Origin of the sequence: Phenylobacterium sp. (assembly GCF_046590535.1) — a bacterium.
Lineage (GTDB): Bacteria > Pseudomonadota > Alphaproteobacteria > Caulobacterales > Caulobacteraceae > Phenylobacterium.
This window is the reverse complement of the sequence record NZ_JBKJTG010000131.1, coordinates 1-19,181: the sequence shown is the minus strand read 5'-3', so window position 1 is coordinate 19,181 and position 19,181 is coordinate 1. Positions and strand designations below refer to the sequence as shown.

Below are 19,181 nucleotides of genomic sequence, written 5' to 3'. Positions count from 1 at the left end.
TTGTGTCGCGATCCGTCAGCGCCTGGCCAGCCAAGGCCCCGGCGCCCCGGTTCGCGGACATGAGAAAGGGCGGCGGGTCGCCCCGCCGCCCTGAATGCCGCTAGGGAACGCCGATCTAGAAGCGGTACTGCAGCTCCACGCCATAGGTCCGCGGGAAGTTGAGCTTCACCGTCTGCCGGTTGCCGACCTGCGGCGAGGGCGTCGAGACCGACGAACTCTGGTAGGCGACCTCATCGAAGGCGTTCTTCACGAAGGCGATCAGCGTGTAGCGGTTGTCGGCGTCCTTCCACAGGGCCCGGGCGTCGACGATGTCGTTGGCCGGCGAGGTGAAGCCGGGCTGGGCCCAGATCGTGGTTTGCTGGTCCTCGGTGTGGGTCCAGGTGGCCCCCAGGGTGAAGCTGCCGGGGTTGAACCGCCAGGTGTAGTTGGCGGCCACCGTCGCCTTGTGCTCCGGCGTCAGCGGCAGGTTGTTGCCGACCAGGGTCTGCGGCCGGCTGCCGTTGGGCAGGGTCACGCCGGTGGGCCGGGAGCCCGGCTGCAGGGCGCGCGGGTCGGCGGTGTCGACGAAGCAGCAGCCTTCCGTGATCTCGGTGTTCAGGTAGGCGTAGCTGGCCAGGATCTGCAGGTTGTCGATTGGCGACCACTGAGCCTCGACCTCCAGGCCATAGACGCGCGCCTCCAGGTTCAGGAACTGCGCGCCGGTCGAGCCGGTGGTCGAGTTCAGCACCACGGTCAGCGGGGTCTGGAAGCCGGCGTAGTCCGAATAGAACAGCGCACTATTGACCTGCAGGCGGCCGCCGATGGTCTTCTTCAGGCCGAGCTCATAGCTGTCGACGTATTCCGGCTCCGCATAGGGGAACGGAGTCAGGCCGTTGGAGGCCAGCCAGCCCCCCGACTTGTAGCCACGGCTGTAGCGCAGGTAGCCGTTGGTGTCGGCGTCCGGCTCCCATTGCACGCCGAGGGTTCCGGTCCAGGCGTCCCACGATCCGGACAGGTCCCGCTCCAGCCCGCCGGTCGGCAGCTGGCGCAGGTTGGAATAGAGCGGGTTGGCCAGGCAGGTGGCGATGGTCGGGCCGCCGCAGACCACGAAGGTGGTGAAGTCCACCGCCAAGCCCGGCGCCACGGCCGCCGGCACGCCGCCGGCGCGCAATACCGTCGTGGTCGTGGGCGTGCGCGAGACGTAGCGGGCGAAGTCCGTGCCCTCTTTCTCGTCCTTGGAGTAGCGCAGGCCCGCCGTCAGCTTCCAGGTCTCGGTGAACTGCCAGTCGATCTGGCCGAAGGCGGCATAGGAATCCACCTCCAGGTGGCCGTCGACCTTCAGGTAGTCGCCCAGCGGGTTGGGCGCCGCCAAGCCGCCGGTGGCCAGGTTGATCGGGTTCTGCACCGACGGGTCGCCGATCACCCGCAGGCCCTGCGGCTGGTCATAGATCTGGTGGTACTGATAGACCCCCGCGATCCACTGCAGCGGGCCGTCGGAGTTGGACGACAGGTTCAGTTCGTTGGACCACCACTTCTGGCGCTCCTGGTAGAAGAACTGCTGGTCAGGCGAGACGTTGGCCGCTGTGTAGGGGCCGAACGGGGTGGCGGCGGCGACGCTGAAATTGCCGACGCGCGGGGTGCCGTCCTGGTCGCCGCCCGTGTCGTAGGTGTAGCTCTGGAAGCCGCCCAGGTACTTCAGAGTCGCGCCGCCCAGATCCCAGGTGACGTCGGCGTGGATGCGCCGGTGGTTCGACAGCTTGCCGTAGTTGGTGCGGTTGGTGTTGATTTCGTAGGGGTCGGCGATGGCCGGGTTGACCCCCGCGTAGCCCAGGGTTGCGTTGTAGTAGAGCGCCGGGTTGCCCAGGCCCACCAGGGCGGTGGTGTCAAAGGGCGAGATCACCGCCTCGAAGACGTTGCCGACCCCGTAGCTGTCATCCCAGTCGAAGGTGGAGGCGCGCAGGCGCGCAACGATGTTCTCGCCCAGGTCGGCCTCAAGCTGGGCCTCGACCATGTAGCGCTTGACCGCGCCGGTGTCGCCGGCCGGCCCGATGTTGTTGATGAAGCCTTCCTCGCGCCGCTCAACCGAGCCGCCCAGCAGGAACCGCAGGCCCTCGGTGATCGGGCCCCGCACGAGGGCGTCGGCGCGATAGACGCCGTAGTTGCCCAGCACGCCACGCACTTCGCCGTTGAACTCGTCGCTTGGGCGCTTGGCGATGATGTTCAGCGCCCCGCCGATAGAGTTGCGGCCATAGAGCGTGCCCTGCGGCCCGCGAAGGATTTCCGTCCGCTCGATGAACAGCGACGGCGTCGACGCGTCGGCCATGGAATTGGAGAAGATGCCGTCCGAATAGAGCGCCACCGACGGGTCGGTGCCGATGGCGTTGGTCAGTCGCCCGAAGCCGCGGATCGAGAGGCGGTCGTTGTTGGTGTAGCTGAGGCTGGGGGTGATCCGCGCCACATCCTCGACGGTGGCCACGCCCAGGAGGTCGCGGCGCTCGCTGGTGTAGGCGGTGACGGCCACCGGCACGTCCTGCAGGGACTGCTCGCGCTTCTCGGCGGTGACCACCAGTTCCTCGATCATCGGCCCGTCCTGGGCGAAAGCGGGCTGGCTGATGGCGCCAAGAGCGAGTGTCGAAGCGCCCACGGCGAGCAGGCTCCGCAAGCGGAGAGACTTGGACATTTGAAATCCTTCCCAGCGGCAGGCGGAGCTCGTTAAGTGGCCCGTCCCGCCAAAGACGCCGCATGCAATTCAGATCACGGGGCGCGGCCGGCCCCCGGACAGGCGGGAAACTCATTCCTGATCGTTGATCTGTCAACGCCGGGGCGCGCCGATTCAGTGTTCTGGGGAAGGTTTCGCGGCGCCTGTGGCTGAAACGACAGCTTCTCGGCGGCAATCTTGTCTTTGAGAAATCATCGGTACGTCAAAACTAGACTGAGTTACGCGGCGTCATTCGTCACAATGACCTAAAGTAACGTCGTTCCCCGAAGATGAGACGGGGCGCTACCGCAACGCAACACCGCCGGACTTCACGAACCGCCTGCGGCGGCGCATATGGGCGCCATGACCGACACCGCTGGCGCACTGGTGCTGTTTTCGGGCGGGCAGGACTCCACCGTCTGTCTGGCCTGGGCGCTCGACCGCTACCGCCACGTAGAGACCGTGGGCTTCGACTATGGCCAGCGCCACGCTGTGGAGCTGAAGGCCCGCGCGCAAGTGCGTGCGGCGATGGTCGCGGGCTTTCCGGAGTGGGCCGCCCGGCTGGGCGAGGACCACATGCTGGAGATGCGCGGCTTCGGCGCCGTCGCCCAGTCCGCGCTCACCGCCGACCGCGCGATCGAGATGACGGCCCGCGGCCTGCCCTCCACCTTCGTGCCGGGCCGCAACCTGGCCTTCTTCGTCTATGCCGCGGCCCTGGCCGACCGGCGCGGGCTGCCGGTGATGGTGGGCGGCATGTGCGAGACCGACTTCTCGGGCTACCCCGACTGTCGGCGCGACACCCTGGACGCCATGGCCGCCGCGCTGAACCTCGGGATGGCCCAGGCCTTCGTCATCGAGACCCCGCTGATGCCCCTCACCAAGGCGCAGACCTGGTCGCTGGCCAAGGGGCTCGGCGGCGAGCCGCTGGTCAACCTGATCCTTGAAGAAAGCCACACCTGCTATCTTGGCGACCGCACGCACCGCCACCCCTGGGGCTACGGCTGCGGGAACTGCCCGGCCTGCGAGCTGCGCGCCCGCGGCTGGGAGGGCTGGGTCGCCGAGGGCCGCCCGGTGATCCGCCCGTGAGCTATGCGGTCAAGGAGATCTTCCTCACCCTGCAGGGGGAGGGCGGCCAGGCCGGCCGGCCGGCGGTGTTCTGCCGCTTCGCCGGCTGCAATCTGTGGTCGGGCCGCGAGCAGGACCGCGCCACCGCCGTCTGTTCCTTCTGCGACACCGACTTCGTGGGACTGGATGGTCCGGGCGGCGGCCGTTTCGCCGAAGCTCACGACCTCGCCCGCGCCGTCGAGGCAGCCTGGACGGGCGGCCCTGACAATCGCCTTGTGGTGCTCACCGGCGGCGAGCCGCTGCTGCAGGTGGACGCAGCCCTGATCGCGGCGCTACACGCCCGCGGCTTCGCTCTGGCCCTGGAGACCAATGGCACCCTGCCGGTTCCGGAGGGGGTCGACTGGATCTGCGTCAGCCCCAAGGCCGACGCCCCGGTGGTCCAGACCCGAGGTCAGGAACTGAAGCTGGTATTTCCGCAAACTGGCGTCGATCCGGCGCGCTTCGAGGGCCTCGCCTTCGAGCGTTTCCTGCTGCAACCGATGGACGGTCCCGACCGCGCCGCGAATACCCAGGCCGCAATCGCCTATTGCCTTGCCCATCCCCGCTGGCGTTTAAGCGTCCAGACCCACAAATACCTCGGCATCGCCTAGACCCTTTCTGGTTCAAGTGAAATCACTTGAACCAGATGAAAAGGGTCTATCTTCAAAGGTTTAGAGCGTGACGGGCGCCGAAACCGGTATCCACTTTCGGCTGTCACGCTCCAGGCCACGCCCGCGCCACGCGCCCTGTCCCCCAAGTCCATGACCCCGAACATCTTCGAAATCACCAAGGCCGCCGGCTTCGACGCGGCCCACCACCTGCCGGCCGGGCCGGGCGGACCCTATACTAGGCTGCACGGCCACTCGTTCAGGGTGGAGGCCACCGTGCGCGGCGAGGCCGCCGAGCCGGTCGGCTGGGTGGCGGACCTCGGCGACCTCGACAGGGTGCTGAAAGCGGTGGCCGGCGAGCTGGACCACGGTCTGCTCAACGAGAAGCCCGGTCTGGAGAGCCCGACCCTGGAGCGCCTGTGCGTCTATTTTGCGGAGCGGCTGAAACCGCAGTTCCCCGGCCTGTCGCGCATCGTCGTCTCGCGCCCCACCGCGGGCGAAAGCTGCGCGCTGATGGTGGCTTGAGCGCCTAGAGCGCTTTCCCGAAGTGGCCGCCGGTTCGGCGTCAGAAAGCGCGACAACGCAAAAGACTGGAGCGAATAGCGCTCTAGCGCTTCTTCTTCTCGTCCTTGTCGCCGTCGGGAATGATCGCGCCCACCACCATGCCCGCGCCCTTGGCGGTGGCGCCGATCGCAGCGCCGGTGACGCCCACGGCGGCGCCCACCACCATGCCGGCCAGGCATCCGGAGAGCAGCACGCAGGTTGCGCAAAGGACGGCGCCGCGCAGGGCGAGAGCTTGGATGGTCATGGCCTGTTCCCCGAGAACGCCCAGATCATGACTCAAAACGATTGCGGAATGATGGCGAAGTTCCGCGGGCCCGATGCGGCCTATTGCTGCGGCTTGGGATCGCCGGAGCGGCGCAGCGGCCCGCTATAGGCCGGATCGGCCCGGCGCCGGCGGTCGGGGCCAAAGTAGTCGCCCGTCCGTATATAGGGCCTGGGGTGCTCGACCACCTGGGATATCCGCTCGATCACCCCGCGCGCCGTCAGCGGCTTAGCCAGGAACTCGTTGACGCCGGCCTCACGGGCCTCATTCACCCTCTGCATGGTGGAGTGGCCGGTGATCATGATCACCGGCGCCATCTGGTTGGGGCTGTCCGGGGAATTCCTCAGTAGGCGGACGAAGTCGATGCCGTCCAGCGGCTGCATGGAAAGGTCGGTCATCACGATGTCGATGGGATGGTTGCGCATCATCTGCAGGCCTTCGGCGCCATCGCTGGCCTCGAAGATTTCCTTCACCCCGATGGCGCGCAGAATCTCGCCCAACAGCACCCGCATGTGGTGGTTGTCGTCGACCAGCAGGATTTTGAGCAGTTCGTAGCGCAAGCAACCGCCGATGATCAGGATGAGGGCATGGGCAAAGAAAGTGTTCGCCTAGCCGCAGGGCGACCGCGGCGATGAATACGGTTCGGCGCTTGAACCGGTCAATGGAGAATCCCGTTCGGCGACGCTCTGCAAGGTGGAAGTCGCAAGTATTCGGCGAGAATAAAACCACCGCGTGTGACGGCGCTGAGTTCTACTACTCAGCGTCGTCCGTCGGCCCCGGGCTGGAAGGCGCCGCCGCCGGTCTGGCCGCGGTGGCGCAGGAAGGCGTCGGCCAGCACGCAGGCCACCATCGCCTCCACCACCGGCACGGCGCGGATGCCGACACACGGGTCGTGACGGCCCTTGGTACGCAGCTCAATCTCCTCGCCGGCCTCGTTCAGACTGCGGCGGGGCGTCAGGATCGAGGAGGTCGGCTTAAAGGCCACCCGCGCGGTGATCGGCTGGCCGGTGGAGATGCCCCCCAGCACGCCGCCGGCGTTGTTGGCCAGGAAGGCGGGGCCGTCATTGCTGGCGCGCATCTCGTCGGCGTTCTCCTCGCCCGACAGCGCCGCGGCCGCGAAGCCCGCGCCGATCTCCACCCCCTTGGCGGCGTTGATCGACATCAGGGCGCCGGCCAGTTCGGCGTCCAGCTTGCCATAGACCGGCGCGCCCCAGCCGGCCGGGGCGCCCAGCGCCTCCACCGCCACCACCGCCCCGGTGGAGGAGCCGGCCTTGCGGATGGTCTCCAAGTGGTCTTCCCAGACCGCCACCATGTCGGCGTCGGGGGACCAGAACGGGTTGTTCAGCGTCTGGTCCCAGTCCATCCGGTCGGGGGCCACGGCGTGCGGGCCGATCTGCACCACGGCGCCGCGGAAGCTGACGCCTTCCAGGACCTTGCGCGCGATGGCGCCGGCCGCGACGCGGGCCGCGGTCTCCCGCGCGGACTGCCGGCCGCCGCCGCGGTAGTCGCGCACGCCATACTTGGCGAAATAGGCGTAGTCGGCGTGGCCGGGTCGGAACGACGTGGCGATCTCGGAATAGTCGCGGCTGCGCTGGTCGGTGTTCTCGATGATCAGGGAGATCGGCGTGCCGGTGGTCACCTGGCCGCCTGTGCGCGCGTCCTCGAACACTCCGGACAGAATGCGCACCGTGTCCGGTTCCTGCCGCTGGGTGACAAACTTGCCCTGGCCAGGCCGACGCTTTTCCAGCCAATGCTGGATGTCGGCTTCGGTGAGCGGAATGCCGGGGGGGCAGCCGTCCACCACGCAGCCCAGCGCTGGCCCGTGGCTCTCGCCCCAGGTGGTCACGCGGAACAGGTGGCCGAAGCTGTTGTGCGACATGGCGGGGTTTCTATCACGCCGCCCAGGCCGCGGCGAAGCGGCGCAGCAGGGTGCGGGCGGCGCTGTCGGCGGCGCCGGGCTGGGGGGAGAGCCTCAGAAACAGGTGGCCCTGCCCGTGGCGGCCTCGCGCCGGAAGGCCCTGGCCCACCAGCCGCACCAGGCCGCGGGCGCCGGCCTTGCGGGTGATCCAGACGATCCGACGGCCCAGCGGGGTCTCCAGCGCCACCCGCCCGCCGTCGTCCAGGGTTCGCCGGGCCACCGCGACGGTGACCCAAAGGTCGTCGCCGCGCACCATGATCGTCGCATCCCCGCGGACGGCGACGGTCAGTTCGGCTGCACCGGCGCGGACCCGGTCGCCGGGGCGCAGGCCGGCGGGCAAGGCGATGCGGACGCGGCGGCCGTTGGCCAGCAGATGGTCGGCCGCCCCGCCCAGGAGCGCGACCTGCGGGCTGATCACCAGGCGGTCGCCCGGCTGGGCCGGGGTGGTGGCGGCGGGCGGCTGGATGATGCGGTCGGCGCTGGGCCGGGCGGCCCGCAGCCGGTGATAGGCCTGCACCACCTGGCGGAACCGCGCCTCGTCGCCGGCGCGGTCGGGGTGAGCCTGCTTGGCAGCCGCCCGGAACGCGCGGCGCACCTCGCCGGGGCTGGCCAGCGGCCCGACGCCCAGCACCTCACGCGCCTGCGTCAGCGTCATCTCGATCCGGACGTCAGACATCGCCTCCACGTCTAGGCCGCGCACGGTCAATGCCGCGTTAAGCCTCGCGGAGCGCGCCGCCCCCGCGCTATATCGTCCCGATGAGCGACAAGACCGCCATTCCGCCTTCGCCCAGCGAGGACGACTATGTCCGCCAGGTGACCGCCGCCGAGCCGCCGGCTCTCCTCAGCGAGACCGACCCCTTCTTGCTGTTCGACGGCTGGTTCCAGGAGGCGGTGGCCAAGGAGCCGCACGACGCCAACGCCATGGCCCTGGCCACCGTCGACGCCTCCGGGGTGCCGGACGTGCGCATGGTGCTGCTGAAGGGCGTCGATTCCACCGGCTTCGTGTTCTTCACCAACCTGGAAAGCGCCAAGGGCCGCCAGCTTGCAGACCATCCGCAGGCGGCGCTGCTGTTCCACTGGAAGTCGCTGCGCCGCCAGGTCCGCGCCCGCGGCGAGGTCACCGCCGTCAGCGACGCCGAGGCCGACGCCTATTTCGCCACCCGCGCCCGGCCGGCCCAGATCGGCGCCTGGGCCTCGGACCAGTCGCGACCGCTGCCCGAGCGCCTGGCGCTGGAGAAGCGCATCGCCGAGACCGGCCTGCGCTTTGGCCTGGGCAAGGTCGCCCGCCCGCCGCACTGGTCGGGGTACCGCCTGGCGCCGCAGAGCCTGGAATTCTGGCGCGATCGCCCGTTCCGCCTGCACGAGCGGCTGGCCTTTGACCGGGCGCCAGGCGGCTGGACCACCAGCCGGCTGTTTCCTTGAGCGCGGCCAGCGAGGCCGAGATCACCGCCTGGTTCCAGGCGCGCTCTGAACGCGCCATCGAGACCGCCTGCGCCCGGGTGTTCCTGGCCGGGGACACCGCCTTCAAGCTCAAGCGTCACGTGGATCTCGGCTACGTCGACTACTCCACGCCGGAGCGCCGGCTCTGGGCCTTGGAGCGGGAATTGGCGTTCAACCGGGCCGCGGCCTCGGACATCTATCGGGCGGTCCGCCGGGTGACCCGCACCGCCACAGGCTTCGAACTGGACGGCCCCGGCCCGGTGGTCGAGCACGCCCTGGAGATGCGCCGTTTCGCCGACGACGCGGTGCTGTCCGCCAAGCCCTGGGCCATCGACGGGGCCCTGGCTGATGAGCTGGGCCGCACGGTGGCTGGCTTTCATGCCCGCGCGCCGCTGAGGCCTGAAGGCGGGCTCTCGGCGCTCGCCTTTACCGTCGGCTCCAACGCACAGTTGCTGCGCGAGCTGAAACCCCGCCTGGGCGGCGACCTCGTCGAGGCGCTGATCGCGCTCACCGAGGCCGAGCTGGCCCGCCAGACGCCGTTGCTCGCCCGTCGCACCGCCCAGGGGTTCTCCCGCCACTGCCACGGCGACCTGCACCTGGGGAACATCCTGGTGGAAGCCGGCCAGCCGATCCTCTTTGACTGCATTGAGTTCAACGATCTGCTCTCCGACCTGGACGTTCAGTACGATCTGGCCTTCCTGCTGATGGACCTGGATTTCCGCCACCGCCGGGACGCCGCGGTGAGGGTGCTCTCGGCCTGGCTGGACGAGGCCTCGCGCAGCTTTCCCGAGGCGATCTGGGAGGGACTGGCCGCCCTGCCGCTGATGCTCTCGGTGCGGGCCGGCGTGCGCGCCCACGTCTGGGCCCACTCCGGCGACGACGCGGCGGCCCGGGCTTACGTGGAGGCCGGCATCGCTCACCTCTCGCCGGCCCCGCCCGTGCTCGCCGCCGTTGGCGGGCTCTCCGGCGCCGGCAAGTCGAGCTTCTCGCGGCTGATCGCGCCGGGGCTGGGGGCCTCGCCGGGCGCCGTGGTCCTGCGCACCGACGAGGTGAGGAAGCGTCTCAAGAACGTGGCGCCGGATCACCGCCTGGACGCCTCGGCCTACACGCCGGACTTCTACAACCTGTCTTATGACACCCTGATCGAGAACGCCCGCACGCTGCTCAAGGCCGGCCGCGCGGTGGTGCTGGACGCCACCTTCATCGACCCCGCCCTGCGCGCCCGGGCCGAGCGGCTGGCGACCGACTGCGGCGTGCCGTTCCATGGGGTCTGGCTGGAGGCGCCCACCGAGGTGCTTGAGGCTCGCATCGCGGCGCGCAGCGGCGACGCCTCGGACGCCACCGTGCCCACCCTGCACGACCAGGTCGCGCGCCTCGACGCAGCCGTCGCCTGGCCGCGGGTCAATGCCTCCGGGGCCGTGGAGCAGTCAGCGGAGGCCTGGAGCGCCGGTCACGCCGCCTGAACGGGGGTTGCCTTAGCCCGGGCTGGCACTAAGCCTGTCGAAAACCAGAAAACGTCCGTTGGGAGGAGATCGAGATGCAGGGTCTGATGCAGGGTTGGCCGTTGACGGTCGACAGGATCCTGGACCACGCCAAGACCTGGCACGGCGGCCGCGAAGTGGTCAGCCGGTCCGTCGAGGGGCCCATCGTCCGGACCACCTACGCTGAGATCCACGGGCGGGCCAAGAAGCTCTCCAACGCCCTTCTGGGCCTGGGCGTGAAGCCCGGCGACCGGGTGGCGACGCTGGCCTGGAACACCGCGCGCCATATCGAGGCCTGGTACGGCGTCATGGGCATTGGCGCGGTCTGCCACACGCTCAATCCCCGGCTGTTCGCCGACCAGCTCTGCTACATCATCAACCATGCCGAAGATCAGATCATCTTCACCGACCTGACCTTCCTGCCGTTCCTCCTGGAGCACCGCGACAAGCTCCCCACCGTCAAGCATTTCATCGTCATGACCGACGAGGCCGGCATGCAGGGCGCGAACCTGCCCGGCGCGCTCTGCTTCGAGACCCTGGTGGACCAGAACTGCGCCGACTGCGCCTGGGGCGGCTTCGACGAGAATACCGCCGCGGGGCTCTGCTACACGTCGGGCACCACCGGCAATCCCAAAGGCGTGCTCTATTCCCACCGCTCCAATTTCCTCCACACCCTGGTGACCATGGGAAAGGACGTGATGGGGCTGTCGGCCACCGACACCGTGCTGCCGGTGGTGCCGATGTTCCACGCCAACGCCTGGGGCCTGGCCTTTTCCTGCCCAGCCACCGGCGCGAAGCTGGTGATGCCCGGCCAGAAGCTCGACGGCGCCTCGGTGCATGAGCTGCTGGAGACCGAGGGCGTCACCTTCTCCGCGGCGGTACCCACCGTCTGGCAGATGCTGCTCACCCACCTGCGTGAGACCAAGGGCCAGCTCACCACGCTGAAGCGGGTGGTGATCGGCGGCTCGGCGGTGCCGGAAGCCATCGTCCGCGGCTTCCGCGACGACTTCGGCGTCTCGGTGACCCATGCCTGGGGCATGACCGAGACCTCGCCGCTGGGCACGCTCGCCACCCCCACCGGCGACATCGCCAGGATGGACAGCGAAGAGCAGCTGCGCTTCACCCTGAAGCAGGGCCGGCCGCCGGTCGGCATCGACCTGAAGCTGGAGAACGACGCCGGTGAGCGCCTGCCTCACGACGGGGCGACCTTCGGCAAGCTCCTGGTCAAGGGGCCGTTCGTGGTCGGCGAGTACTTCAAGTCGGAGGGTGGCGACATCCTCGACGCCGAGGGCTTCTTCGACACCGGTGACGTGGCCACCATCGACGCTCACGGCTACATGCAGATCACCGACCGGGCCAAGGACGTGATCAAGTCTGGCGGCGAATGGATCTCCACCATCGAGATCGAGAACATCGCCATGGGCCATCCCAAGGCGGCGCTGGCCGCGGTGATCGGCGCGGCGCACCCCAAGTGGGACGAACGCCCGCTGCTGCTGGTCAAGCTGCAGCCCGATCAGACCGGGACCAAGGAGGAGTTCCTGGCCTTCCTGGAAGGCAAGATCGCCAAGTGGTGGATGCCCGACGACGTGGTCTTCGTGGACGACATCCCGCTCGGCGCCACCGGCAAGATCGACAAGAAGCTGATCCGCCAGCGGATGGAAGGCTACGTCCTGCCCACCGCCAAGACGCCGGTCAGCGCGTAGGAATCGCGGCTCTCATCCCCGCGAGCGCGGCCCGGCGGCGCTGGGCGTCAGCGGGAAGTCGGCAGGCTGGTCCTCCCAGGGGTTGAAGACCGCCGCGCCGGTGTGGCGCACGTCGCGGGTGTTGCGGGTCACGAGGTAGAGGCCGGCCTGCAGGGCGGTGGCGGCGAGCATCGTGTCGATCACCGGCGGCGGATGGCCGGTGTCGCGCTTGATGCGACCGGCAAGCGCCCCCCAGCGGCGCACCACCGCGTCGTCCGTGGGCAGGACCCGATCGCCGAACCGGGCCTCGATGGCGTCTCGCGTCGCGGCGTGATGCGCGCGCATGGGGTCGTCGTCTGCCAGCTGGTGGATGCCCTTGTCGTATTCGGCCAGGGTCAGGACGCTCAGATAGAACCGCTGCTCGTCCTGCGCCCTGGCCCAGGCCTTGACACTCGGCGCCCCCGTCGGCGCCGAAAGGGCGGCGACCACATTGGTGTCGAGCAGCCAGCCGATCAAAGGTCTACCTGGCGTCCGGTGTCGGACTCACGAGTCAGGTCCAGGCCGGCCGCATGGAGGCTCTCCAGGAACTCGACCAGCGGCTGGCTGGCGGCGGGCGCGGCCAACCGCTCGTAGTCGTCCGCGTCGAGGATCACCACGGCGCGGTGGCCACGCACCGTCACGGCCTGAGGGCCGTCGCTCCGCGCGCGCCGCACCACTTCGCTGAACCGGGCCTTGGCGTCCTCAAGCTTCCAGCTAGCGGGTCTCGCGCCGCGCCGCTGGATGGGAAGCATCGTCCTGTCTGGCATCACCCTCTCCTGACTAGATAGTCAGATATAGCGCGATACGCTGGATCAGGCCAGCCGGTAGGTGCTCTCCGGTCCGGGCTCGCCGTCCGTGGCGATCCGACCCTGCCGGGCCAGATGGATCATTGCCGCCTGCATCGAGCGCGCCGCCGCCGGGTGCAGGCGCGGGTCCACGTCGGCGTACAGAGCCGGCACCAGTTCGCGGATCCGGGCTGGACCGGCTTCCAGCGCCTTCAGGATCTGCGCCGCACGGCCGTGGCGGTGCTCGACGTAGGCCCCGATGAAGGCGTCGACGTCGCGGATCGGCGGACCGTGGGTGGGCCAGAGCGTCTCGAACCCGCGCCCCCGGATCAGGTCCAGGCTGGCCATGTAGTCGGTCATGTCCCCGTCTGGCGGGGTGATCACCGTGGTCGACCAGCCCATGATGTGGTCGCCGGAGAACAGGCAGTTCTCCTCGCCCAGCGCATAGCAGATGTGGTTGGAGGTGTGCCCGGGCGTGGCGATCGCCTCGAGGGTCCAGCCGGGCCCGCCCACCGTGCCGCCGCCGCACAGGCTGACGTCGGGCCGAAAGTCGAGGTCGTGACCCGCCTCGACGCGCACCTCGCCGGTGTCCTCGGCTTCCTGGCCCGCCACCGCGCAGCCCCAGATCGGCGCCCCGGTGCGGGCTTTCAGCGGTTCGGCCAGGGGGGAATGGTCGGCATGGTGGTGGGTGATCAGGATGTGGCTGACGCTCTCCCCCGCCACCGCCGCCAGGATCGCCTCCAGGTGGACCGGGTCGTCGGGGCCGGGGTCGATCACCGCCACCTGGCCTTGGCCGACGATGTAGGTGCCGGTGCCGGTGAAGGTGAAGGGGCCGGGATTGTTGGCCACCACCCGGCGGATCAGCGGCGAGACCTGGTCGCAGCGGCCGTACTCAAACTCGATCTGTCGGACGTAGGGGATCATCTGGGCAGCACGTCGGAAAGGTCGTAGCCGGCCTGCTTGCCCAGGCTCACCAACTCCTCGCGCGGTTTCGCGCCGGACAGCGCTTGGCTCAGCGACCAGGCGACGATGGAGCGGGTCCCCGAGCGGCAGAAGGCCAGCACCGGCCCAGGCGCGTCGTCCAGCACCTGCTGGGTGGTCGCCACCTGCTCCGGCGTCGGGCCGCCGCGCACGGGAATATGGAAATAGGCCAGGCCCGCGGCCTCGGCCGCCGCCGCCACCTCCGCGCTGGAAGGCTGCGTCGGGTCCTCGCCGTCGGGGCGGTTGTTGATCAGGGTGCGGAACCCCAGCCGGGCGGCCTCGGCCACCTGCGCCACGCTGATTTGCGGGCTCACGGAGAGCTCGTCGGTGACGTGTCTGAACTCGGTCATGTCGTCCTGTTTCCTGCGCCCGGCCGGCGCTTCGTTGACATCATCGGGGGCGGGTGAAAGTTTCGCAACGCCCGGCCCTGAAAAGGTCAAAAGCCAAAGGCTCATTCGATCTCATGTTCCGTTTTATCGGCCGGCGACTGCTGGTGGCGATCCCGACACTGTTCCTGGTCATCACGGTCGCATTCTTCATGATGCGCGCCGCGCCCGGCAGCCCCTTCGACATGGACCGCAAGCTCTCGCCCGAGATCGAGCGCAACGTCATGGCCAAGTACGGCATGAACAAGCCCCTGGGCGCCCAGTACGTGGACTATCTGGTGGGCGTCACCCGCGGCGACCTGGGCCCCTCACTGAAATACAAGGACAAGTCGGTCCTGCAGATCCTCAAGGAGAACTACCCGGTCTCCCTGAAGCTTGGCCTGTCGGCGATCCTGATCGCCGCCATCGTCGGGGTGAGCCTTGGGGTGCTGGCGGCGCTCCGGCAGAACCGCACGGTGGACTACACGGTGATGACTGTGGCGATCCTGGGGGTCTGTATCCCCACCTTCGTCACCGCCCCGCTCCTGGTGCTGGCCTTCGCCTCCAAGCTCGGATGGCTGCCAAGCGCCGGCTGGAACGACGGGGCGCTGGTCAACATGATTCTCCCGATCACGGTCCTGGCCCTGCCGCAGATCGCCATCATCTCGCGCCTGACCCGGGCCGGTATGATCGAAGTGCTGCATTCCAACTATGTGCGCACCGCCCGCGCCAAGGGCCTGCCGGAGCATCGCATCGTCGGCAAGCATGCGCTCCGCGCCGCTATCCTGCCCCTGGTCAGCTACCTGGGCCCGGCCTGCGCCGGCCTGATCACCGGCTCCCTGGTGGTGGAAAAGATCTTCAACCTGCCAGGCCTGGGCAAGTTCTTCGTCATCAGCGCCCTGCAGCGCGACTACACCGTCGTCATGGGCATGGTGATCTTCTATGCGGCCCTGATCCTGATCCTGAACCTGATCGCCGACCTGCTGTACGCGGCGCTCGATCCGCGCGTGAGGCTGTCTTGACCGCCACCATCCTGACCCCGGGCTCGCGCAGAGGCGCGGAGACCATGAAAAAGGCCGTCCAGGGCCGCAGCCTGTGGCAGGACGCCCGCCGGCGCCTGCTGCGCAACAAGGCCGCCGTCACCGGCATGGTGGTTCTGGCCATCCTGGTGGTGGCCGCCCTCATCGGGCCGTACCTGACACCCTACGCCTATGACGAGATCAACAAGAACGACGTCTGGCTGGGCCCGCTGCAAAACGGCCACCTGATCGGGACCGATTCCCTGGGCCGCGACCTGCTGGCCCGCCTGCTTATCGGCCTGCGGGTGTCGCTGGCCATCGGCCTGGTGGCCACGGTGGTCTCGCTGATCATCGGGGTGATCTGGGGCGCGGTGGCGGGCTACGCGGGCGGCCGCCTGGACGAGGCGATGATGCGCATTGTCGACATCCTCTATTCGCTGCCGTTCATCTTCTTCGTGATCCTGCTGATGGTCACCTTCGGGTCGAACATCATCCTGATCTTCGTGGCCATCGGCGCGGTGGAATGGCTGACCATGAGCCGCATCGTCCGCGGCCAGACCCTGACCCTGAAGCACAAGGAGTTTGTCGAGGCGGCCCGGGCCGCAGGTCTCGGCCAGGGCGGCATCATCTTCCGCCACATCGTACCCAACCTGCTGGGCCCGGTGGTGGTCTATGTGACCCTGACCATTCCCGCGGTGATCCTGGCGGAGAGCTTCCTGAGCTTCCTGGGCCTGGGCGTTCAGCCGCCGATGGCGTCCCTGGGCACCCTGATCGCCAATGGCGCCCAGGACATGGAGCTGGCGCCCTGGCTGCTGATCTTCCCGTCCCTGATGATGGTCATCACCCTGATGAGCTTCAACTTCATCGGCGACGGCCTGAGGGACGCCATAGATCCCAAGGACCGCTGAGCATGTCGGAGGGCGCGCCGGCGGCGGCGGACCTCCTGGCCCGCTCGGGGGAGGCCCTGGCCCGCGGCGACCGCGCCGAGGCCCTGGCCCTGATCGCCCAGGCGCAGGCGGCCGATGCCGCCGACCCGGCGCTCCGCCTGCAGAAGGCGCTGATCCACCGCACCGGCCGCGAATGGGCCCAGGCCCTGGCCGCCCTCGACGAGGCCCTGGCCCTCGATCCCTACAACTTCCTGGCGCTGCTCTCGAAGGGGGCGGTGGTGGAGCGCATGTCCGGTTCCCGCGCCGCGGCCAAGGTCTATGAGAACGCCCTGAAGCTTGCGCCCACCCCGGAAAACCTGCCGGCCAATCTCGCTGCCCCCACCGCGCGCGCCCACCAGGTGGTGGCCGGCGTGCAGGCCGAGCTCGAAGCCTATCTCCGCCATCGGGTCGGAGCGATGGAGGCGGCCGGCGGCGCCGCGGCCCAGGCCCGCTTCGACGAGGCCCTGGGCGTCTATGCCGGAACCCGCCGGGTCTATGTGCAGCAGCCCCTGCTCCTCCACTACCCGCGGCTGCCGGCCATTCCCTTCCACGAACGGGCCCTGTTCCCCTGGCTCGCCGAGCTGGAGGCGTCCAGCGACGTGATCCGCGGTGAGCTGGAAGGCGTGCTGGCGCTGGGCCAGGCTGACTTCGCCCCCTACATCGCCTTTCCGCCTGAGGCCCCGGTGAACCAGTGGGGCGAGCTGAACCACTCCGCCCGCTGGAGCAGCTACTTCCTGTGGAAGGACGGCGAGCGGCAGAGCGACGCCTGCGCCCGCTGCCCGCGCACCGCGGCCCTGCTGGAGGGCCTGCCCATGGCCCGCCTGCCGGGTTTCGCCCCCACCGCCATGTTCTCGGCCCTCGACGCCCACACCGCCATCCCGCCGCACACCGGCTCCACCAATACCCGCCTGATCGTCCACCTGCCGCTGGTCCTGCCCGGCCCCGCGCGCTTCCGCGTGGGTGGCGAGACTCAGGCGTGGCGGATGGGCGAGGCCTGGGTGTTCGACGACACCATGGAGCACGAGGCGTGGAACGACGCCGACCAGACCCGGATCATCCTGATCTTCGATGTCTGGAACCCGCTGCTGGAGCCCGGCGAGCGCGACCTGGTCGCCGCCCTGATGACCGCCCGCAACGACTTCTACGCCGGCTGACTACTCCGTGCGGTTGGCGCGGAAGGCGCGCTGGCCGTCGATGCTCAGCAGATAGCTGCCCATGGCGGCGCGCCGGATGCGGACCGGCATGCCGATCTTCGGCGTCCGGTGCAGTTCGTTGGCGTCGACCTGCGCCCAGGTGGCGCCGTCGTCCAGCCGGAGGATCCACTTGCCTGCGCCGTCGACGCGGAAGGCGGCGATCTTGCCGGCGGCATTCTCGACGTCCTCCTGCTTCTCGCCGCGCTCGAAGATGGCCATTGACGGCAGGTTGAAGCCGAATCCCTGGCGGCGGACCTTGCGGGCCTGCTCGCGGTCCACCACCACGATGTCGCCCTTGGCCTCGGCCTGGTCGATGCCCGCGGCGGCCTCGTCGTAGCAGGCCAGCCGGGCGGCGCCGTCGCTCAGCCTGCGGCAATCGGTGAGTTTCTGCAGGGCCGCGGCGCGTTCCGCGGGCTTCGGCTGGGCGCTCGACACAGGGGCGCAGACGAGGGCAGCCACAAAAATACCAGCGACCAGACTTGCCCGCGCCTCAGGAATTGTCATTGGTCGGCCCCATGTCCTTGCGAACAGCTTTTGAAGCGGCCCGCCGCGCAACCCGCAATCTCCTGATCCTCGGCGCCGCGGCCTTCGCGGTCCAGGCCTGCGGCCCCCAGGCGCCCGCCCGCCCGGATTGCCCGGCAGGCAAGGTTTGTCTCCACCTGGGCAACGGCTCGGAGCCGATTTCCCTGGACCCGCACAAGGCCAACGGCACCTGGGAAGACCGGATCATCTCCGATTCGATCATGGGCCTGACCCAGTCGGGCCCGGACGGGGCGCCGCTGCCCGGCATGGCCGAGCGGTGGGAAACCTCCGCCGACGGCCTCACCTGGCGCTTCTACCTGCGCGACGCGACCTGGTCGGACGGCGTGCCGGTGACCGCCGACGACTTCGTCTTCTCCTTGCGCCGCATCCTCGATCCCAAGTCGGCGTCGGAATACGCCTCGATCCTCTATTTCATCAAGGGCGCGCAGGCGGTGAACGAGGGCAAGGCGGGTCTGGAAACGCTCGCCGTCCGCGCGCTGTCGCCCAAGGTGCTCGAGCTGACGCTCGGCCACCCCGCGCCCTACCTGCCGGAAGTCGCCAAGCACTACACCATGTACCCTGTGCCCAAGCACATGGTGGACAAGTGGGGCGACGGCTGGAGCCGGCCCGACCGCTATGTCGGCAACGGCCCCTTCACGGTGAAATCCTGGAAGCTGGGCGACCACGTTCGCGCCGTGAAGAACCCGCGGTTCTTCGACGCCAAGAGCGTCTGCGTCGATGAGGTCTACTACTACCCCACCAACGACGCGATCAGCGCCGAGCGCCGCGTCCGCCGCGGCGAACTGGACCTGAACGCCGACATCCAGTCCAACCGCATCGCCTTCCTGCGCAAAGAGATCCCGGACTACGTCCACACCAACACCTACCTGGGCGTGGCCTATCTGGCGTTCAATTCCAATGTCCCCCAGTTCAAGGACGTGCGGGTGCGCCGCGCGCTCTCCATGTCCATCGACCGCGAGTTCATCACCCAGAAGCTGCTGCGCGGCGGCCAGCAACCCGCCTACACCTTCACCCCGCCGGGGGTGGCCAACTACCAGGCCGCCAAGCCGCCCTACTGGGCCAGCTGGACCCTGGAGCGCCGCCAGGCCGAGGCCAGGCGCCTGCTGGCGCAGGCGGGTTACGGACCCAAAAAGCCGCTGGTGGTGGAGATCAAGCACCGCAACACGCCCGACCCGACCCTGGTGATGCCAGCCATCCAGGCCGACTGGAAGCAGATCGGCGTCGATGCGCGCCTGGCGCAGAACGAGACCCAGATCGCCTATGCGTCCTATCGCAGCCGTGACTTCCAGGTGGCCGACGCCGCCTGGGTCGCCGACTACAACGACGCGATGAGCTTCCTCTATCTGATGCAGTCGGCCACCGGCCCGCAGAACTATGGCGACTACAACAACCCGGCCTACGACGCCCTGCTGGCCAAGGCCGACAACGAGCCTGACGCCAAGATCCGCGCCGGCTTCCTGGCCCAGGCAGAAACCCTGATGCTCGAGGACGCCGCGGTGGCGACCACCTATTATTACGTGAACAAGAACCTGGTGAGCCCGAAGATCACCGGCTTCGTCGACAACATCGTCGACCAGCACCGCACCCGCTACCT

20 protein-coding genes are annotated in these 19,181 nt (G+C 68.9%); 10 read left to right on the top strand and 10 right to left on the bottom strand.

The annotated features are described in order from the left end of the window. Positions 1–115 precede the first annotated feature (115 nt). A complete protein-coding gene (locus tag ACLL81_RS07995; RefSeq protein ID WP_411287820.1) occupies positions 116–2,659 on the bottom strand; it encodes a TonB-dependent receptor in 2,544 nt (847 codons plus the stop codon). Positions 2,660–3,040: 381 nt separating this feature from the next. Here ACLL81_RS07995 and queC point away from each other — a divergent pair, with 381 nt between their 5' ends. The 3 genes from queC to ACLL81_RS07980 all read left to right on the top strand — a co-directional run bounded on the left by queC (position 3,041) and on the right by ACLL81_RS07980 (position 4,914). Continuing rightward, on the top strand, positions 3,041–3,763 hold the full coding sequence (gene queC / locus ACLL81_RS07990; protein ID WP_411287819.1) for a 7-cyano-7-deazaguanine synthase QueC: 723 nt from the start codon (positions 3,041–3,043) through the stop codon (positions 3,761–3,763). Continuing rightward, entirely contained in the window at positions 3,760–4,392 is a 633-nt protein-coding gene (gene queE, locus ACLL81_RS07985) for a 7-carboxy-7-deazaguanine synthase (RefSeq protein WP_411287818.1), read from the top strand. The genes queC and queE overlap by 4 nt, the downstream gene beginning before the upstream one ends. A gap of 150 nt (positions 4,393–4,542) precedes the next feature. Beyond that, on the top strand, positions 4,543–4,914 hold the full coding sequence (locus ACLL81_RS07980; RefSeq protein ID WP_411287817.1) for a 6-pyruvoyl trahydropterin synthase family protein: 372 nt from the start codon (positions 4,543–4,545) through the stop codon (positions 4,912–4,914). Between the two features lie 82 nt (positions 4,915–4,996). Here ACLL81_RS07980 and ACLL81_RS07975 read toward each other — a convergent pair whose 3' ends face one another. From ACLL81_RS07975 to ACLL81_RS07960, 4 genes are all read right to left on the bottom strand, one after another. Further along, entirely contained in the window at positions 4,997–5,197 is a 201-nt protein-coding gene (locus tag ACLL81_RS07975) for an NF038104 family lipoprotein (protein ID WP_411287816.1), read from the bottom strand. Between the two features lie 80 nt (positions 5,198–5,277). Next, positions 5,278–5,775, bottom strand: a complete 498-nt coding sequence (locus tag ACLL81_RS07970; protein ID WP_411287815.1) for a response regulator — start codon at positions 5,773–5,775, stop codon at positions 5,278–5,280. Positions 5,776–5,972: 197 nt separating this feature from the next. Further along, positions 5,973–7,094, bottom strand: a complete 1,122-nt coding sequence (gene aroC / locus ACLL81_RS07965; protein ID WP_411287814.1) for a chorismate synthase — start codon at positions 7,092–7,094, stop codon at positions 5,973–5,975. A 13-nt stretch (positions 7,095–7,107) separates the two neighbouring features. Continuing rightward, complete coding sequence (locus tag ACLL81_RS07960; RefSeq protein ID WP_411287813.1) at positions 7,108–7,809, bottom strand: DnaJ domain-containing protein; 702 nt, start codon at positions 7,807–7,809, stop codon at positions 7,108–7,110. Between the two features lie 80 nt (positions 7,810–7,889). On the opposite strand from ACLL81_RS07960, the gene pdxH reads away from it, so the two are divergent. The 3 genes from pdxH to ACLL81_RS07945 all read left to right on the top strand — a co-directional run bounded on the left by pdxH (position 7,890) and on the right by ACLL81_RS07945 (position 11,757). Further along, positions 7,890–8,555: a pyridoxamine 5'-phosphate oxidase gene (gene pdxH / locus ACLL81_RS07955; RefSeq protein WP_411287812.1), complete on the top strand. Its 666-nt coding sequence runs from the start codon at positions 7,890–7,892 to the stop codon at positions 8,553–8,555. Then, positions 8,552–10,036: an AAA family ATPase gene (locus tag ACLL81_RS07950; protein ID WP_411287811.1), complete on the top strand. Its 1,485-nt coding sequence runs from the start codon at positions 8,552–8,554 to the stop codon at positions 10,034–10,036. Before pdxH ends, ACLL81_RS07950 begins: the two co-directional genes overlap by 4 nt. A gap of 74 nt (positions 10,037–10,110) precedes the next feature. Beyond that, positions 10,111–11,757, top strand: a complete 1,647-nt coding sequence (locus ACLL81_RS07945) for a long-chain-fatty-acid--CoA ligase (RefSeq protein ID WP_411287810.1) — start codon at positions 10,111–10,113, stop codon at positions 11,755–11,757. 12 nt (positions 11,758–11,769) lie between these two features. Here the strand turns inward: ACLL81_RS07945 and ACLL81_RS07940 are convergent, their stop codons facing one another. From ACLL81_RS07940 to ACLL81_RS07925, 4 genes are read right to left on the bottom strand one after another with little or no spacing between them, the layout of a single operon-like run. After that, the gene (locus ACLL81_RS07940) at positions 11,770–12,252 is read right to left on the bottom strand and encodes a type II toxin-antitoxin system VapC family toxin (RefSeq protein WP_411287809.1); all 483 of its coding nucleotides are present in this window, start codon (positions 12,250–12,252) and stop codon (positions 11,770–11,772) included. Further along, positions 12,249–12,542 (bottom strand): type II toxin-antitoxin system Phd/YefM family antitoxin, encoded by a 294-nt coding sequence (locus tag ACLL81_RS07935; RefSeq protein WP_411287808.1) that lies wholly within the window; start codon positions 12,540–12,542, stop codon positions 12,249–12,251. Before ACLL81_RS07935 ends, ACLL81_RS07940 begins: the two co-directional genes overlap by 4 nt. A 45-nt stretch (positions 12,543–12,587) precedes the next feature. Then, on the bottom strand, positions 12,588–13,484 hold the full coding sequence (locus ACLL81_RS07930) for an MBL fold metallo-hydrolase (RefSeq protein ID WP_411287807.1): 897 nt from the start codon (positions 13,482–13,484) through the stop codon (positions 12,588–12,590). Further along, on the bottom strand, positions 13,481–13,891 hold the full coding sequence (locus ACLL81_RS07925; RefSeq protein ID WP_411287806.1) for a TIGR01244 family sulfur transferase: 411 nt from the start codon (positions 13,889–13,891) through the stop codon (positions 13,481–13,483). The genes ACLL81_RS07930 and ACLL81_RS07925 overlap by 4 nt, the downstream gene beginning before the upstream one ends. Positions 13,892–14,004: 113 nt before the next feature. Between ACLL81_RS07925 and oppB the strand changes: the two genes are divergently transcribed. From oppB to ACLL81_RS07910, 3 genes are read left to right on the top strand one after another with little or no spacing between them, the layout of a single operon-like run. Beyond that, entirely contained in the window at positions 14,005–14,928 is a 924-nt protein-coding gene (gene oppB / locus ACLL81_RS07920; RefSeq protein WP_411287805.1) for an oligopeptide ABC transporter permease OppB, read from the top strand. Next, positions 14,925–15,833, top strand: a complete 909-nt coding sequence (locus tag ACLL81_RS07915) for an ABC transporter permease (protein ID WP_411287804.1) — start codon at positions 14,925–14,927, stop codon at positions 15,831–15,833. Before oppB ends, ACLL81_RS07915 begins: the two co-directional genes overlap by 4 nt. 2 nt (positions 15,834–15,835) lie before the next feature. Continuing rightward, positions 15,836–17,005, top strand: coding sequence for an aspartyl/asparaginyl beta-hydroxylase domain-containing protein (locus ACLL81_RS07910; protein WP_411287803.1), 1,170 nt, complete (start codon positions 15,836–15,838; stop codon positions 17,003–17,005). Here the strand turns inward: ACLL81_RS07910 and ACLL81_RS07905 are convergent, their stop codons facing one another. Next, complete coding sequence (locus tag ACLL81_RS07905) at positions 17,006–17,503, bottom strand: hypothetical protein (RefSeq protein ID WP_411287802.1); 498 nt, start codon at positions 17,501–17,503, stop codon at positions 17,006–17,008. A 56-nt stretch (positions 17,504–17,559) separates the two neighbouring features. Between ACLL81_RS07905 and ACLL81_RS07900 the strand changes: the two genes are divergently transcribed. Further along, positions 17,560–19,181 (top strand): peptide ABC transporter substrate-binding protein (locus ACLL81_RS07900; RefSeq protein ID WP_411287801.1); only part of this gene is annotated, 1,622 nt, incomplete at its 3' end.